General features: G+C 41.4%; 16 protein-coding genes. 3 read left to right on the top strand and 13 right to left on the bottom strand.

Features of this window, described 5'->3' with window-relative positions:
• Positions 1-34: 34 nt before the first annotated feature.
• The 7 genes from ACQEXU_RS02530 to ACQEXU_RS02500 form a co-directional block, all read right to left on the bottom strand.
• Positions 35-907, bottom strand: a complete 873-nt coding sequence (locus ACQEXU_RS02530; RefSeq protein ID WP_367989895.1) for a DUF2861 family protein — start codon at positions 905-907, stop codon at positions 35-37.
• Complete coding sequence (gene vxrB / locus ACQEXU_RS02525; protein WP_367989896.1) at positions 907-1,566, bottom strand: response regulator transcription factor VxrB; 660 nt, start codon at positions 1,564-1,566, stop codon at positions 907-909. The genes ACQEXU_RS02530 and vxrB overlap by 1 nt, the downstream gene beginning before the upstream one ends.
• Positions 1,541-3,004 carry a sensor histidine kinase VxrA gene (vxrA, locus tag ACQEXU_RS02520; RefSeq protein WP_374144858.1) on the bottom strand — a complete coding sequence of 488 codons (1,464 nt, stop codon included), beginning with the start codon at positions 3,002-3,004 and terminating at the stop codon, positions 1,541-1,543. The genes vxrB and vxrA overlap by 26 nt, the downstream gene beginning before the upstream one ends.
• A gap of 141 nt (positions 3,005-3,145) precedes the next feature.
• Positions 3,146-4,540 carry a Re/Si-specific NAD(P)(+) transhydrogenase subunit beta gene (pntB, locus tag ACQEXU_RS02515; protein ID WP_427009545.1) on the bottom strand — a complete coding sequence of 465 codons (1,395 nt, stop codon included), beginning with the start codon at positions 4,538-4,540 and terminating at the stop codon, positions 3,146-3,148.
• A gap of 13 nt (positions 4,541-4,553) precedes the next feature.
• Positions 4,554-6,104, bottom strand: a complete 1,551-nt coding sequence (gene pntA / locus ACQEXU_RS02510; protein ID WP_427009544.1) for a Re/Si-specific NAD(P)(+) transhydrogenase subunit alpha — start codon at positions 6,102-6,104, stop codon at positions 4,554-4,556.
• Positions 6,105-6,399: 295 nt separating this feature from the next.
• Positions 6,400-6,678: an HlyU family transcriptional regulator gene (locus tag ACQEXU_RS02505; RefSeq protein ID WP_427009543.1), complete on the bottom strand. Its 279-nt coding sequence runs from the start codon at positions 6,676-6,678 to the stop codon at positions 6,400-6,402.
• Positions 6,679-6,681: 3 nt separating this feature from the next.
• A complete protein-coding gene (locus ACQEXU_RS02500; RefSeq protein WP_367989901.1) occupies positions 6,682-7,059 on the bottom strand; it encodes a late competence development ComFB family protein in 378 nt (125 codons plus the stop codon).
• A gap of 225 nt (positions 7,060-7,284) precedes the next feature.
• On the opposite strand from ACQEXU_RS02500, the gene ACQEXU_RS02495 reads away from it, so the two are divergent.
• On the top strand, positions 7,285-8,559 hold the full coding sequence (locus tag ACQEXU_RS02495) for a GGDEF domain-containing protein (protein WP_427009542.1): 1,275 nt from the start codon (positions 7,285-7,287) through the stop codon (positions 8,557-8,559).
• Here ACQEXU_RS02495 and ACQEXU_RS02490 read toward each other — a convergent pair.
• Both ACQEXU_RS02490 and ACQEXU_RS02485 read right to left on the bottom strand, forming a co-directional pair.
• Positions 8,539-9,522: a Solitary outer membrane autotransporter beta-barrel domain gene (locus ACQEXU_RS02490; protein ID WP_427009541.1), complete on the bottom strand. Its 984-nt coding sequence runs from the start codon at positions 9,520-9,522 to the stop codon at positions 8,539-8,541. The genes ACQEXU_RS02495 and ACQEXU_RS02490 overlap by 21 nt on opposite strands.
• Before the next feature lie 85 nt (positions 9,523-9,607).
• Complete coding sequence (locus ACQEXU_RS02485; protein ID WP_427009540.1) at positions 9,608-10,558, bottom strand: GGDEF domain-containing response regulator; 951 nt, start codon at positions 10,556-10,558, stop codon at positions 9,608-9,610.
• A 176-nt stretch (positions 10,559-10,734) separates the two neighbouring features.
• Here ACQEXU_RS02485 and ACQEXU_RS02480 point away from each other — a divergent pair, with 176 nt between their 5' ends.
• On the top strand, positions 10,735-11,172 hold the full coding sequence (locus ACQEXU_RS02480) for a DUF3069 domain-containing protein (protein ID WP_367989905.1): 438 nt from the start codon (positions 10,735-10,737) through the stop codon (positions 11,170-11,172).
• A 27-nt stretch (positions 11,173-11,199) separates the two neighbouring features.
• On the opposite strand, the gene modC is transcribed toward ACQEXU_RS02480, so the two are convergent.
• The 4 genes from modC to ACQEXU_RS02460 are packed head-to-tail and all read right to left on the bottom strand — an operon-like array spanning position 11,200 to position 15,215.
• Positions 11,200-12,306: a molybdenum ABC transporter ATP-binding protein ModC gene (gene modC, locus ACQEXU_RS02475; RefSeq protein ID WP_427009539.1), complete on the bottom strand. Its 1,107-nt coding sequence runs from the start codon at positions 12,304-12,306 to the stop codon at positions 11,200-11,202.
• Between the two features lie 2 nt (positions 12,307-12,308).
• Positions 12,309-12,998 carry a molybdate ABC transporter permease subunit gene (gene modB, locus ACQEXU_RS02470; protein WP_427009800.1) on the bottom strand — a complete coding sequence of 230 codons (690 nt, stop codon included), beginning with the start codon at positions 12,996-12,998 and terminating at the stop codon, positions 12,309-12,311.
• An 8-nt stretch (positions 12,999-13,006) separates the two neighbouring features.
• Positions 13,007-13,756, bottom strand: coding sequence for a molybdate ABC transporter substrate-binding protein (gene modA / locus ACQEXU_RS02465; protein WP_427009538.1), 750 nt, complete (start codon positions 13,754-13,756; stop codon positions 13,007-13,009).
• On the bottom strand, positions 13,746-15,215 hold the full coding sequence (locus ACQEXU_RS02460) for a cobyric acid synthase (RefSeq protein WP_427009537.1): 1,470 nt from the start codon (positions 15,213-15,215) through the stop codon (positions 13,746-13,748). The genes modA and ACQEXU_RS02460 overlap by 11 nt, the downstream gene beginning before the upstream one ends.
• 161 nt (positions 15,216-15,376) lie before the next feature.
• On the opposite strand from ACQEXU_RS02460, the gene ACQEXU_RS02455 reads away from it, so the two are divergent.
• Positions 15,377-15,745: a YgiW/YdeI family stress tolerance OB fold protein gene (locus ACQEXU_RS02455; protein WP_427009536.1), complete on the top strand. Its 369-nt coding sequence runs from the start codon at positions 15,377-15,379 to the stop codon at positions 15,743-15,745.
• Positions 15,746-15,748 lie beyond the last annotated feature (3 nt).

Raw genomic sequence — 15,748 nt, 5'->3', positions numbered from 1 at the left:
ACGTTTATATCGTCACACTGTTATGAAACTTTAGCTATTCCTCTTGGGAAACATCATAAGTTTTACTAATTATTTGTGATTGCTCTACAATTATTGGACCTTGCCAGCGCTGGTGTATCATCGAGACTGCGAGGATATACCGTCCTGCAGGAATACCCGTAGAATCCAAGCTTGTCGGGTAATCAGAATCTGAAACGTCTTTCCATACCTGATTATATGTGCCATCCACATAATCATAAACGGTCACGTTTTGTTTAGGCAACGGACAATGAGGATTCAAAAGCGCATTTTTTTCGATCGACCATTGATCTTTAGATTGCCAGCGAACGCTGATTTTTGCTCTTGGATCACCGATGACAAGCCAAGAGCTCCAAGATGTTTGATCTTTCGCTGTAATATCAATTCTATATAACCCCATAGGCACTCGACTATTTAAGTTATAACGTTTGATATAGTTTTTGACACCGTTTCCGTCAGGCTCAAAACCTGTTAATGAGTCATCGTTTGATAACGATTTCTGTACCCACTTCGACAATGTGATGTCGGCAATTTCTTTATAAGTAGAAACGCGAACTTCAGCACGATACGCATCCCTACCCGGGCTTTGAATTTCTGCTCTTTGAACCGTGACAGACTTTAGCCAATTCGGTAGTGATTTTGTATCTAGGCTTTTACCACAATCCACTTCTAGTGATTGGAGAAAAAGATCATTTAAGTGGGGAGCGTTAGTCTGCTTTTTTTCTTGTTGCCAAACTTCAACCAAAGACGAAAACATCGATGGCAGATCATCATTTAACAAGTGTTTATGCGCTTGTGTTAACGGCGTATTGTCTTCAAACCAGTCAACATTCGCAGCATATAAAGGCACGCTAATAAGCGTGCCAATCAAAAAAGCTGTAATCCGCATTAGGCTTTCATCTTATAACCAACACCACGCAAAGTTTCGATCTCTAAACCAGGCAACTTTTGGCGTAGCTGAAGAACGTGAGTATCTACCGTTCGTGTTGTTGGGAAATGATTATAACCCCATACATGATCAAGCAATTCATCACGCGTAAATACACGGCCTAAATTGCTCGCAAGGAAAAGCAACAAGTCAAATTCAGTTCGAGTTAAAGTGATCGATTCATCTTTGAAGAAGACTTCACGAGTCGCTTTATCGATCAACAAATGCTCAGTTTTCACTTTAGTATCATCGAGCGCATCCGCATCAGGAGCACGCAACTGTGCACGAATACGAGCAAATAATTCGGCTTCTGCAAATGGTTTTGTCAGGTAATCATTTGCACCTGCATCCAGCCCAGTTACTTTGTCTTTTACAGTAACTAAAGCAGTTAAAAGAATAACGGGAACATCTTTTATTTTCTTCCAATCGACTAAGTGCTCAACTGAGTCACCATCCGGTAACTGGCGATCCAGTATCACTAGATCCGCTTTGTCCCAGTATTGTTCTACATCAGCAATAGTCTCTGCATGGAAGCACTCGTATCCCGCTTGTTCCAAACTGACTAAAAGGCCGTCTGCTAGGTTTTTATCATCTTCAACGAGAAGCAGTGTCTGTTTCACAAGGTATCTCCAGAATAAATGTAGAAGGTGGGCCAATGAGGGACATCTTTCCTCCCATTCTCCCAACCATAGATTCAACAATGGTAAGGCCGAGGCCAAGGCCACTTTTGCTAACAAATGGCTTTCTTAATTGTCGCCAGTCTTTTTGTGTTAGCGATCCTTGGTCTATAACCTTAACTACTATTTTTGAACTCGACGTTTCCACATCAAGCATTACGGGCGCAACACCATATTTGACGGCATTGCGTATTAAATTATCGATACATGTACCAAGCCAATATACGTTTAACTTGGCAGCAACATCGTTGTTAATTCGAAACTCAATATCTCCAACAAACTCTTCTTCTACTTTATATTCAAGCCACTCTTGAACCGAAGGTACCCACTCCGTAGCAAGTGGTTTGTTGTCTGATTGAAGATAGTCTTTACTTGCTTCCGCTAGCTGCCTAAGTCGTCTTGAATCTTCACATAAACGTCTAAATTCGTCGTACACCGACTCTGGTAATTTTTCAAATTCTCGTCTAAAACCTTCAACCGTCAATGACAAGCTGGCTATCGGTGTTCTCAATTCATGAGTTAGAATTTGAAGGATCAACATACGACTCTTCATTTCTTGTCGCTTAGTATTCCAGCGATATACCGACCAGCCTAATACTAACAAGATGTTAGCAATCACCAGAACGACCATACTGATGCGTAATACATCAGAATGATCTTCTACATCCCAACACAGGTTACCACGTTGTACGAAACATGTACTTGTTTCATTCGACAACTTAAAACTAAGCCCCGCGATATCGATGTTCTTCTTCCATACATTTTGCGGGAAAATAAGGTAATTGTCGTTTTGTCGAAGCCAAAGGTTATCTTGCTCAAGGAACATACTTGAACCAGATATCAGTGCGAGAATGGTTTCTTCATTCATACGTTGCAGCCGTCCAAGCAATGTATCGTTTTCTGCTAGCGGACGTTCTTTAATGTGCATGTATTGTTGAAGTTTTTCCTGTTTGTCAGGGTGTAACGTTGCGTATCGGTTAGCATAGGTACCACCACCTGGATGGATTAGTGCACTTCTTGCAAACCATTTTGTGTTTAATTTGGTTCCTTTACACACCGCTCTAGTAAAAACTAACGGCTCAGTCACTAAAGGGCTTAGTGGAAGCTTCCCCGTACAAGTTTGAGCTAATTGATAGAGACGCTGTATGTCTTTAAGTGGATATGTCCATGTTTGAGGCAGCATGGATTCAGGTGTCAACAAGCGCGTTGGATAATCCGCTTGTAATACACGAATGTCGTACGTAACTGTTGCTTCTGACGGATCAAATAGGTCAACAAACTTGTCGATTCGCTCAGGTAAGGAATCAGCAAAAGCTTGTGTTGACGCTAATAAGAAGCATAAGGATAAAGACTTTAAAGTAGTTTTAATCAATGCAAAAATTCGTTAAATCAGTAAGTTACGTCTAAAGTAAAATATTATCGCAAAAATATAATTTTACAATGTGATATTGGTGTCAATAATGTTCTAACAAAAAACAAAGAAGCCAGCAAATTGCTGGCTTCTTTCTTAAGTATCCTTAGCTTACAAAGCTTTAGAAATCGCGTCCACACTTTCTTTAGCATCACCAAATAGCATTTGAGTGTTATCTTTAAAGAACAGTGGGTTTTGTACACCCGCATAACCCGTATTCATTGAACGCTTGAATACGATGACATTTTGCGCATTCCATACTTCTAGAACTGGCATACCTGCAATCGGGCTATTTGGATCTTCAAGTGCTGCTGGGTTTACTGTGTCATTTGCACCGATTACTAGGACAGTATCAGTGTCAGATAGATCATCATTGATCTCATCCATCTCCAATACGATGTCATAAGGTACTTTAGCTTCCGCTAGCAAGACATTCATGTGACCAGGTAAGCGACCTGCTACAGGGTGAATACCAAAACGGACTTCTACGCCTTGTGAACGAAGTTTTTCTGTAATTTCATGCACTGGGTACTGAGCTTGAGCAACCGCCATGCCGTATCCTGGAGTAATCACAACAGACTTTGAGTTTTTCAGCATTTCAGCAACTTCTTCAGCCGTTGTTTCACGGTGCTCACCGTGGTCAACATCGCCTGAGATAACAACTTCCTGACCAAAGCCACCAGCGATTACACTGATGAAAGAACGGTTCATTGCTTTACACATGATGTAAGACAGAATTGCACCAGAAGAACCCACTAGTGCACCAGTTACGATCAATAGATCATTTGCTAGCATGAAACCTGCTGCTGCTGCTGCCCAACCAGAGTACGAGTTAAGCATCGATACAACAACTGGCATATCTGCACCACCAATTGACGCAACCAAGTGGTAACCAAATGCAAAAGCAATCAGCGTCATCACAATCAATGCAAACATGCTGCCATCGGCTTTAACGAAGTAAAGCATCAACAAAGTAGAAACAACTATCGCTGCCAAGTTCATTTTGTGCTTGTGTGGAAGATTCAATGGCGATGAAGAAATAACACCACGAAGTTTGCCAAACGCAACAATTGAACCAGTAAATGTCACCGCACCAATGAAGACACCTAAGAATACTTCAACAAGGTGAATAACATGCTCCGCTTGAATTCCAGCTAAGTCAGTTGAAACAGGTGCTGGTGGCTCGATATAGCTGTTAAAGCCAACAAGAACTGCAGCCATACCAACAAAGCTATGTAAAATAGCTACCAACTCTGGCATTTCTGTCATTTCAACTTTCTTTGCGTAGTGGATACCAATACCACCACCAATAACCATGGCAATAATCACCCAAGCAAAACCTTGAGCATCTGGGCTGAATATCGTCGCCAACAGCGCAATAGTCATACCAGCGATGCCATAGTAGTTACCATTTCTAGCGGATTCTTGTTTAGACAAACCAGCTAAACTAAGAATAAAAAATAGCGCAGCAACAATATATGCCGCTTGTACTAATCCTGCAGACATTTGTTACTCCCTACTATTGATCTTTACGGAACATTTCAAGCATACGTTTGGTGACAGTAAAACCACCAAAGATGTTAATGCTTGCAATGAGCACGGCTATAAACGACAAGAAGGTAACCACTCCGCTACCCTGCCCAATCTGTAACAACGCTCCGACAACGATGATGCCCGAAATTGCGTTTGTTACCGACATAAGTGGCGTGTGTAAAGCATGTGTCACATTCCATACAACGTAATAACCCACCACACAGGCCAAAACGAATACGGTGAAGTGAGACAAAAATGCAGCAGGTGCAACAGATGCAACCCATGCAAACGCACCTACACCAATTGCTAGTGCAGCAAACTTCTTAACAGGTGATTTAGGTTCTTCAACCTTAACCTGAGCTTGCACTGGCTCTTCTACTTTTGCTTGAGGTTGTGCAGAAACTTGAATTGGCGGTGCAGGCCACGTTACTTCACCCTCTTTAACAACCGTTACACCACGAAGTACAACGTCTTCAAAATCGATGTCGATGTTGCCGTCTTTCTCTTTGCACAAAAGTTTTAGCAAGTTAACAAGGTTAGTTGCGTACAATTGAGAAGATTGTGTCGGTAGGCGTCCAACCATGTCGGTATAACCAACAATTTTTACGCCATTTTCTGTGGTGATGACTTGATCCGCAACGGTGTATTCGCAGTTACCACCATTTGCAGCCGCAAGGTCGACAATCACGCTTCCCGGCTTCATGCTATCAACCATTTCTTTGGTGATTAGCTTAGGAGCAGGACGGCCTGGTATCAGAGCTGTAGTTACAATAATGTCGACATCTTTTGCTTGTTCAGCATAAAGCTCTTCAGCTTTTTTGTTGAACTCTTCAGACATCTCTTTTGCGTAACCATCGCCTGAGCCTGAGTCTTCTTTGAAGTCTACTTCAAGAAACTCTGCGCCCATCGATTGCACTTGCTCTTTTACTTCAGGACGAACATCAAATGCTCTAACAATAGCGCCAAGGCTCCCTGCAGCACCGATCGCTGCTAAACCCGCTACGCCAGCACCTGCTACAAGTACTTTCGCTGGTGGAACTTTACCTGCAGCTGTGATTTGTCCTGTAAAGAAACGTCCGAACTCATGAGCAGCTTCAACAACTGCACGGTAACCTGCGATGTTTGCCATCGAAGAAAGTGCATCAAGTGCCTGAGCTCGTGAAATACGAGGAACAGAATCCATTGCTAATACATTAATGTTCTTGCTTGAAAGCTTTTCCATTAACTCAGGGTTTTGGGCTGGCCAGATAAAACTGATCAGAGTAGCGCCTTCTTTTAATAAGGCAATCTCGTCATGGGCTTCGTCGACTAGAGGGGCATTTACTTTGAGAATAAGGTCTGAGTTCCAAACTTCATCTTTACTTACAATCGCAGCACCTGCTGTTATGAAAGCATTGTCATCGAAGCTTGCGAGTTCACCCGCTTGAGACTCAACTGAGACTTCAAATCCCAGTTTTATTAGCTGCTCTACCGATTTAGGCGAAGCCGCTACTCGCCTTTCTCCAGCGAGTATTTCTTTTGGTACACCAATTTGCATAGCTATTCCTTGACTATTGGCACAATGATTATTCTTTTTTTATCTAACGGCTGTACGAGTTTCAAGTGTTTTGTAATTAAAATACAAAAAATCATTACATATAACGTTAAGTAATGGACTATTTTGCTTTATATGAAGGTAATCAAACAACACTTTTGAAGCTGAACAGAGGTCAAACCAGTATTTGTAATTACTTGTAAAAGTTAAAGATTAATCATCAATCCTAAAAAAAAGAGTCATCAGCATAACGGCTAATGACTCTCAAATTTATGACTCGTGTCAAGTTGGTGCATTTCTAATCAAAAATTTTACCGTTCATTTGATCAATGAACATTTGGGCTTTCTTTAGCATAAATTCATTGGCATCATTTTCGTTCGACAGCACATCAGACCGTATAAATCGATGAGTTTTTGTTTCATCATTGATTTGTTGTGTAATTCTACCAGCAATACGAAACTGACCATTTTCAGCCATTGCCTCGGCATAAATCAAAAAACCTTTATATTCTACAGGTTCTACTTCTTTTATTGTTTGTGGTTTTGAACCACCAAATAGACGAGAAAACAACCCCACGTCTTACTCCTTCTTGCCGTGTTTGGTTTGAATAAGTGGTTTCTCAAACCACTCCAATTCCGCATTATCATCATACCCAGGACGATAAAACACAACGGGAACTTCATCATTTCTCTTTAGGCGCCTATCATCAATAACCATCGACTTTGCAGACTCTATTGCATCAACTGCTGCCTGCTTTAAGGTTACCAAGCGTTTTTCAGGCAACGCAGATAAGAAGTCAATATCGTGACGTATGTATACAGGCCTTAACTGGTTGAGAGCCAAACACGCTAGGTCTGCCAACTGTTCATTATTAAATTGATCAACATATTCTTTCTTGGCGAGAACTTGCCCAACGAGAGTTTCCATATAGTTATGTACATCGACACTGATTTGCATACACCTAACTCCTACCTTTAATTCAAAATCCACACTATCAAGCATCTAGTATATGAATAAACTTGTTCAAGAAAGCAAAAATTCAAATACTTATTGTTCATTTATTCATTGTAGCTCATACTTGAAGCCGATTTTCCACTTTTAGTTTAGTAAAAAGCTTGGAAAATCATTAAATAGAAGTATGCTAAGTAATTTGTCATTATCTCATTCGGTTAGGCTCACTAGATGTCTTTTTCGTTAGTCACGTCGAACTGGTTTCGTTTGTCGTTTCCATTATTATTACTAACTTTGATCAGTTTAGGAATGAGTAACGTCATTTCAGTAACGAAAGCAAATATCGATTTTGCTTCAAACTTACCATTTGTATTGTTCGTTTCAGTTATTTTGTTAGGACACGCATTCAAACAAAGCCGTATTGCGATGGTGTCTACAGCAATGCTTACCGCGTACTGGATAATTATAAATTGGCTTCAAGTCCCTCTTTCTAGCGGCACAACACTGCTTGAGTTGTCTTTGTTGGCTTTTCTTTTACCTGTCGCCTGCCTACTTGTGTATCCACTTAGTGATTCTGGCGTCTTAAGCAAAACCTACCTAGGTTACACTGTAACCATTTCCTTATTTATTTCATGGTGCTACCTGATTTTGACCCACTATTATGATGGTGGATTTGAAAATATAGACGACACTTTTCTCTTCATTATCCCCGAGATCTCGCGCTTACCATTCATTTTGGTTCTTTATTTAGTGGGGTTAGTTTTATGTTGTGCCATTTTAGTTTTGCGTCAAAATCGAATTACAGACGCTGTAGTTTACAGCTCAATCATGTTTGCTAGTGTGACGTTCATTTTTTTCCATGTGCCCTACATCTCAAGCACCATGTTCACAATTGCTGGGCTACTGCTCCTTGTGTATGTCATTTCGGCCAGTTACGAGCTCGCCTTTAACGACAGATTAACCAGCATTCCTGGACGGCTTGCCCTAGAATCTGATCTTAAACTTCTGGGTCGCAAATACACAATTGCTATGTTAGATATCGACCACTTCAAATCTTTTAACGATACTTATGGTCATGACACAGGTGACGATGTGTTAAGGCTAGTAGCGAGTAAATTGCGAGACATTAGTGGTAAAGCGAAAGTTTATCGTTATGGCGGCGAGGAGTTCACGGTCCTATTTCGTGGAAAACATGTTGACGACACAGTACAACACCTAGAGTTATTAAGAGAATCCGTAGAGAGTTACGATATGGTGTTACGTAATTCTGACTCTCGACCTAAAAGTGACAAAAAGGGAAGCCAGAAACGGGGAGCTGCGGAAAAAGAGAATGAAGTGGTTAATGTAACCATCAGTATTGGTGTCTCGGATAACAGCGAACATCACTACGTTTCGCAAGTTATGAAAGCGGCAGATGAAGCATTATATAAGGCAAAAAAAGCAGGCCGAAATAAAGTAGTCACCAGCCGCAAGCTAGATTTAGACTCATTCTTGGTTAAAAAATAAAACGATACTGCCACCCATCAGGGCACTACCGTAGTTAAAATTTAAACCTATTCCGACATTATCAATCCAATCAAATTTAAACGGAGGAGTCATTAACCAACCAAATGACGTTTCGTAATAATGATTGGTTCCCATTGGTGTTTCAGTGTCTCCTCCTACATCAATACGGCGAAAGCTGGCATAAACAGACTGAACGCTTTCTTTCCAATGAGTGATATCGTAAAACGCTTCAACACCTGAAGCTAAATACCATCCCTCTGGGTTACCAACATCTCCGTAGTTTGCTTCACCCCAGCCATAACCGTAGAAATAGTGCGCAGCAGACGTTGCATTCCAACTTCCCCACTTTTCAGGAGAATCATATTTTAGTTCGATATGAGGTTCTGCTGATACAGCCCAAGCATCGGTATTAAAAACTACCCCATCTAGTTTAGGTTTTAATGCTTGAGAGTATTGGCTTTTATAATCGTGGTTATTCTTAAAGTATTGTAAATGTACGCCTAACCCAGGGGTCACAGTCCAGCTATCACCAAGTTTGTATTGATAGCGATATGCACTAAATGCACCCAAGATAAATTGCTCTTGATAATCTTGCTCATCACCTTGTCTTACTTCAACATCTTGAGCAGATGCTAAAACGGAGAGTCGGGTAACAACTCGGTGCTTATTGATAGCCTCACTGTCACTTAGCTCAAAAGTAAAAGGGAGAGTTGATACTGCAATTTGCTGTCTGAGCCGAATAGACTCCTCTGAACCAATTTTATCGTTTGAAAGATTAAACCAATCATTTGGATCAAAGTCATGCACTCCGAAAGTCAGAACTTCACTGTCGGTCATTACAATCGCAGCTGAGAAAGACTGCTCTAGATATCTTTGAATTGAGTCATTGCCTTTAGCAATGCAAAGTGCAGGAAAAGTGGCTACTAAAGTAACCAATATAGGACGTGTAGATTGAATTAACATCTTCTAAAAACAAGCATTCATCGGCATAAACGCACATTCGGTGTGGCGGTAAAGTACTCGGAAACCGCCGTTTAATCAATAAAAATCATCTTAAAGGTGAATTGCCATCAATGAACATATAATTGTTTTTCCCCTGTTTCTTCGCCTCATACAACGCGTTATCAGCAAGTTTATAAAGCTCATCAATAGACTCGAAACCTTTTGGTGTTAAACTCAACACCCCCTGTGACACCGTCACTACCTGCGCAGCGGCACTATATTCATGTTTTAGTTTTAAAGCATCCAAAGCTTTATGTATCCGTTTCGCTTCGATTAACGCTTGCTCCGCATCGGTATGGCCTAACAAAACAACAAATTCCTCGCCACCATAACGCCCAACAGTTTCATCACTGCGAGTAAATAGCTCTTGCAGCATGTCCGCTAGCGCGATTAAACACTTATCACCTTCAATATGACCGTAGTTATCGTTATAAAGCTTGAAGTTATCGACATCTAACAATATGAGACTCATTGGAAGTTGATGACGTCCATGAATCGAAATCAATTCACTGATCTTGTTATCTATAAATCTTCGATTCTTAATTTTAGTCAGTCCATCTTCACTGGCTAATAGTTCAAGCTCTTGATTTAGCTTTGCCAACTGAGCTGTTTTTGCGTCTAACTCTCTTCTCATAAACGCAATACGTTGCATCGCAATCAATTTAGAGTTCAGTACGAGCTTATCTACTGGTTTTGTTAGATAGTCGTCGCCACCGGCTTCTATCGCTTTCGCGATCATGGTGGGCTCGTCATGGCTACTCAGAAATATAATGGGTACCCAATCTGGGTATTGTGATCTAATCTCCCTAGATACTTGGAATCCATCCATTTCAGGCATCGAAATATCAAGTAAAACGAGTTCGGGTTGAAAGTTTGGGTATATCTTTAATGCTTCGCTCCCAGAGGCCGCCATTTCAACGCTATGACCTAATTGTTTAAGGCGTATTGCCAGTTGCATGCGCTCCATTTGCACGTCATCAACAAGCAATATCCGCATGGAAGAACCTGTTATCTCCACGATCACCCCTCATAAACATTGTATATTTGCTGACAATATCAGATAAATCAGCTGTTTAATCTTAAGGATACGCCAGAGTTCGGCAATCATCCAGCAAGGTTGACTTTTATCAGATTTTTTTTAGCATAGCGTTTTTAAGTAATGAGATTGAGACTATGTCTGACGTTAATCAAACTGAGCAAGAGAAAGTGGACTTAGAAGCCATTTCCCCAGAACTTCGTCAAGTAATTGAATTTGATGGTGTTCATGAATCTATGTACCCAATGGTGACCTCTATTCACCAAGTATCTGAAGAAGCGGTACGAGAATCTTGGGAGGAGTTACCAAAGAGCGCTCAAAATATTCTAGACAATTTTGAGCAATTCCACGCCTTGGTTTCTGTCAGTCAGGCATTTGCGGGCTTAAATGTAATGGAAGAGTTCCCTACTCTTAACTTACCAGAAGGCATGACAGAAGAAGAGAAAGAAGAATACCGTGCGACATTGCTCGATCAGGTTCTACACAATTGTGTGAAAGACATGGTCAAACAAATTAAAAAAGCACGTCGTGACCCAATTTTAAAACGTGACTTTACTGACGTTTTCGAAAAATAATTAAAAAAGCCGCGCACAGCGGCTTTTTTAATGTGATAAAGCAATATCTCGCTGCGTTACACTCACCCCTTTAACCTGAGCATAGACGCGTTGCCCTTTCTTCAAGCCCAGCTCTTCTAGCGCCCATGTGGTGATGGTGGCAGCAAGATAGCAGTTTGGCCCAAGCTCCAGCCCGATAGAGACACTTTGTTTGTTTCCTGTATGACTTAAGATCTCAATACTGTGAATCGAACATTCCAAAACATTTCGTATTGATGTTTGCTCGGGCTCGACTAGTGTAATAGACACGTCACTGGCTTTAACTTGCAACCGAACTTTAGTTCCAGGCGCATTATTAATTCTTTGAACCCAAAGAGCCGCATCGGTCGTTAACTCAATCAGTGATAAGCCATACTGCTCACTATGTTTGAGCACTTTGCCTTCAAATAAAGAGCTTTGATCTGAAAAAGATTGCCACGGTCTCATTGCGTGTGACGACCAGACTTTTTCTATTGGTCCGCTCTGGATTACCTCGCCTTTTTCCACCACAACAAGATGATTGGCCAAACGTAAAATCTCGTTCATGCTGTGAGTGACGTATAAAATGGGAACATTCACGGTATTCGCCAACTCTTCAAGAAAAGGCAGTACTTCTCTTTTCCTTGGTAGGTCCAAAGACGCTAATGGCTCATCCATCAGCAGTACTTCAGGCTTAGTTAATAACGCTCTACCTATTGCAACACGCTGCTTTTCCCCACCAGACAATTCAATCGGATACCGATCTAATAACTTATCAAGCGCAAGTAAGGCTGTAATTTGCGAAAAATGGACATCATCTTTGCCTGTTGCGCCATAAAGCAAGTTGCTCTTTACCTTCATATGGGGAAACAAGCGAGATTCCTGAAAAACGTATCCAATTTTTCTTTTGTGGACAGGCACATTGATGCCATCTGTCGAGCAAAATAAGGTTTTGTCTGAAATAGTCACTTTGCCAGATGCTGGTGTAGATAAGCCAGCAATCACATTGATTAGCGATGTTTTACCTGCACCTGAGCGACCAAATATTGCGGTAATGCCAGTTGGTGGAAGCGTAAGATCAACAGAAAAATCCGTATCTCCTAATGTTTGGGTAAATTGGACCAATATGTTTGACATAATTACTTCGTCCCCAAACGTTGCATGGTTCGTTTTGCTAGCAAATCGGAAATCAACAATGATGCCAATGCGATCAAAATTGAAATGATGCATAACCGCATCGTCGCTTCTTCAGCTCCCGGAGTTTCAATGAAACTGTACATCGCAAGTGGTATGGTTTGTGTCTCACCTGGAATATTAGAAACAAAGCTGATGGTTGCCCCAAATTCGCCCAAGCTGCGAGCGAAAGAAAGCATCGTACCCGAAATGATTCCCGGAATTGTGAGTGGTAAGGTAATGGTAAAGAATATTTTTAAAGGTGACGCACCCAATGTCGCAGCCGCTTGTTCAAGTTTAGGGTCAACATTTTCCAAACTCAGGCGTATTGCACGGACCATTAAAGGTAATGCAACGACCACACATGCGAGCACAGCCCCTTTCCAACTGAAACTAAAACTGATGCCAAAAAGATCGTTTATCAACTGCCCTAAATAACCCTGTCGTCCCATTGAGATAAGCAGCAAATACCCAACAACAACTGGCGGAAGAACCAAGGGAAGATGAATAACGCTATCTAGCAAGCTTTTTCCAAAAAAATTCTTTCTAGCCAGAAGCCACGCAAACGCAACTCCGAGTGGAATAAGCCAAATAATCGCATACAAAGCGACTTTTAAGCTAAGTACGATCGCTTCGTATTCATAATCCGTTAGCAAGTCCATGACTAGTTAAATCCATATTGAATAAAAATATCTTTCGCTTCTTCACTAAGTAAATAGTTGGCAAACTCCGTTGTCGTCTTTGTTGGCTTGAGTGTCAGCATTGGATAAGTGATAGGATCGTGAGATCCATCTTGGAACTCATATAGGATTTGTACTTTATCAGAAACGTTAGCATCGGTTTTATAAACAATACCTAACGGCGTTTCATTTCGTTCGACTAAAGTCAGTGTGCTTCGAACATTATTTGTGGGTGCTAATTTATTCGATAATGCGTCCCACATTCCGATACTCTGGAGAGCTTGTTTCGCATAGATACCTGCGGGTACTGAGTCTGGCTGCCCGATGGCAAGTCGATTATCTGCCAGTAACGTTAACCACTCGGTGTAGTTATCTTTTTTGATGTCAATTTTAAGTTCGTTTGACGCGATCATCACAAGTGAGTTTGAAACCAAATTCGCGACATTGGCTTGAGAGATGTCCATCTTTTTAATCAGATACTCTGCCCACTTTTGGTTTGCTGAAATGTACACATCGGCTGGCGCTCCATGTTCAATTTGGCGAGCAAGTGCTGAAGAACCGGCATAAACAGGAACAATATCCACATCATGCCTTTCTTCATAATGTTCTACTAATTCATTGATCACGTTGGTTAAGGACGACGCAGCGTAGAGCGTGATCTGCTCTTTTGCCGCAACATTCGATACCAAACATAATGACAGCATGCCAAAAATGGCTTTTGCTTTATTGTTCAAACCCTAACTCCGGCCATAATCTATTTAACTTCATGTGTGACTCTATCGCGTCCGCAATTTGATTTATTGCATTCTCTTGCCTTTCCAATGGGTCAACGTGTGTGATCGTCTTACCTACTGTCCATTGAGCGATTAAATCAAGTGCTTCTGGAGAGTCGAGGATACCATGTAGATAAGTACCCATGACTTGATTGCAATCACTAATTGCCCCCTCATCGGTACCACAAGTTAGGGTTATCGGTGATGTTTCGGAAACTTGGGTTTCCCCAACATGAATTTCATACCCTCTGACTGGAACAACTTGCTCACAAAGATTCATTTTTCCACTTACATTCGTCAGTGCTTTCTTCTGCGTGAGTATAGTGCTGACATCGAGTAAACCGAGCCCGGCGCTTTGCCCTTGCTCACCTTCGACACCTTTAGGATCGTCAATAATGTTGCCCAACATTTGATAACCACCACAGATCCCAAGCACTTTCCCCCCAAATCGCAAGTGTTTCAAAATATCGCGCTGCCAACCTTGCTCTTTAAGGTATTGTAAGTCGGCTCGCACAGATTTAGTCCCCGGCAAGATGATTAAGTCTGCCTTATCGAGCTTTTCACCTTTACCAGCGTAACGGACATCAATATCAGGATTACGTCTTAGTGCATCAAAGTCGGTATGATTGCTAATGCGAGGAAAAACAGGAATAACGACATTCAGCTTTATATCTTTACTGGTTGTTTGCTCCGCATTGATTGCATCTTCGGCTTCCAAATCAAAACCATGCAAATACGGTAATACACCAAGAACTGGTTTCTTGGTTTTATCCTCAAGCCAATCCAGCCCTGGTTTAAGCAAAGAAAGATCGCCCCTAAAGCGATTAATCACAAAGCCAATAACTCGGTCTTGTTCGGAAGGAGAAAGAAGCTCAAGAGTCCCTACTAAATGCGCAAAGACACCGCCACGATCAATATCAGCAACGATAATGACTGGCACATCGGTTTTTTCGGCAAAACCCATGTTGGCAATGTCATTTTGCCTCAAGTTAATTTCAGCGGGGCTACCCGCTCCCTCAATCATCACACAGTCATACTGGCTCTGTAACAGCTCAAATGACTCAACGACCTTTGGCAAAACCAGCTCTTTATAGTGTTGATATCCTATCGCGGCCATATCTGCGATAGCTTGACCCTGAACGATAACCTGACACCCAGTATCCGTACTTGGTTTGAGTAATACCGGATTCATATGAACCGTACTGGGAATATTTGCTGCTTGTGCTTGAACGGCTTGTGCGCGGCCAATTTCACCGCCTGAAGGCGTTACAGCACTATTTAGAGCCATGTTCTGAGGCTTGAATGGAGCAACGCGAACGCCTTTACGTGCTAATACGCGGCACAAACCTGCCACTAGAACACTTTTTCCGGCATCTGATGTCGTTCCTTGCACCATTAAAGCGCGAGTTGGTGACTGCATAGCTAATTGATTGTCTTATTAAATAATGACCAATGATATCGTTATTAATGGCCTAGACTCAACCAAATGAATCGAATATGAATGCACCAATCAGGCTTGGTTCAATTGCGATGTTGTTTAATGCGTTTCGTAGACAAACAAACATGATTAAAGGATAGAAAATGAAAAAGACAACAATCGCATTAGCAGCAACAACTCTTGCACTTTCAACTGCAGCATTTGCTCACAATGATAAGAACAACCAAGGAATCCAATTCAATGGACCTGTTGAGGTGACCTCTATCGACAAATTACTTCAAGACACCGGCATGTTTACCGAGAAGAACGTGGTTGTCGAAGGTCACGTAATTCGTCAAATTAGTGCGGATAAATTTATTTTTACTGATGGTAAAGGTGAGGTACAAATTGAAATTGATGACGATATCAGTTTAAACACAGCCATCGACAACACAACAAAACTTAGACTTTATGGCGAATATGAAGGTGGAAACACACCCGAAATCGAAGTAGATCGCCTACAAGTTTTATAATTC

The sequence above is a fragment of the Vibrio sp. TRT 21S02 genome (assembly GCF_050113675.1).
Lineage (GTDB): Bacteria > Pseudomonadota > Gammaproteobacteria > Enterobacterales > Vibrionaceae > Vibrio.
The sequence above is the reverse complement of the archived record's forward strand: the minus strand, read 5'-3'. Positions and strand labels throughout refer to the sequence as shown.

Coding starts and splice junctions, on each gene's coding strand:
- pntA (WP_427009544.1), bottom strand. CDS start 6,104: ATGCAAATTGGTGTACCAAAAGAAATACTCGCTGGAGAAAGGCGAGTA.
- ACQEXU_RS02500 (WP_367989901.1), bottom strand. CDS start 7,059: ATGCAAATCAGTGTCGATGTACATAACTATATGGAAACTCTCGTTGGG.
- ACQEXU_RS02495 (WP_427009542.1), top strand. CDS start 7,285: ATGTCTTTTTCGTTAGTCACGTCGAACTGGTTTCGTTTGTCGTTTCCA.
- ACQEXU_RS02490 (WP_427009541.1), bottom strand. CDS start 9,522: ATGTTAATTCAATCTACACGTCCTATATTGGTTACTTTAGTAGCCACT.
- ACQEXU_RS02480 (WP_367989905.1), top strand. CDS start 10,735: ATGTCTGACGTTAATCAAACTGAGCAAGAGAAAGTGGACTTAGAAGCC.
- ACQEXU_RS02485 (WP_427009540.1), bottom strand. CDS start 10,558: ATGCGGATATTGCTTGTTGATGACGTGCAAATGGAGCGCATGCAACTG.
- ACQEXU_RS02460 (WP_427009537.1), bottom strand. CDS start 15,215: ATGCAGTCACCAACTCGCGCTTTAATGGTGCAAGGAACGACATCAGAT.
- ACQEXU_RS02530 (WP_367989895.1), bottom strand. CDS start 907: ATGCGGATTACAGCTTTTTTGATTGGCACGCTTATTAGCGTGCCTTTA.
- pntB (WP_427009545.1), bottom strand. CDS start 4,540: ATGTCTGCAGGATTAGTACAAGCGGCATATATTGTTGCTGCGCTATTT.
- modC (WP_427009539.1), bottom strand. CDS start 12,306: ATGTCAAACATATTGGTCCAATTTACCCAAACATTAGGAGATACGGAT.
- ACQEXU_RS02455 (WP_427009536.1), top strand. CDS start 15,377: ATGAAAAAGACAACAATCGCATTAGCAGCAACAACTCTTGCACTTTCA.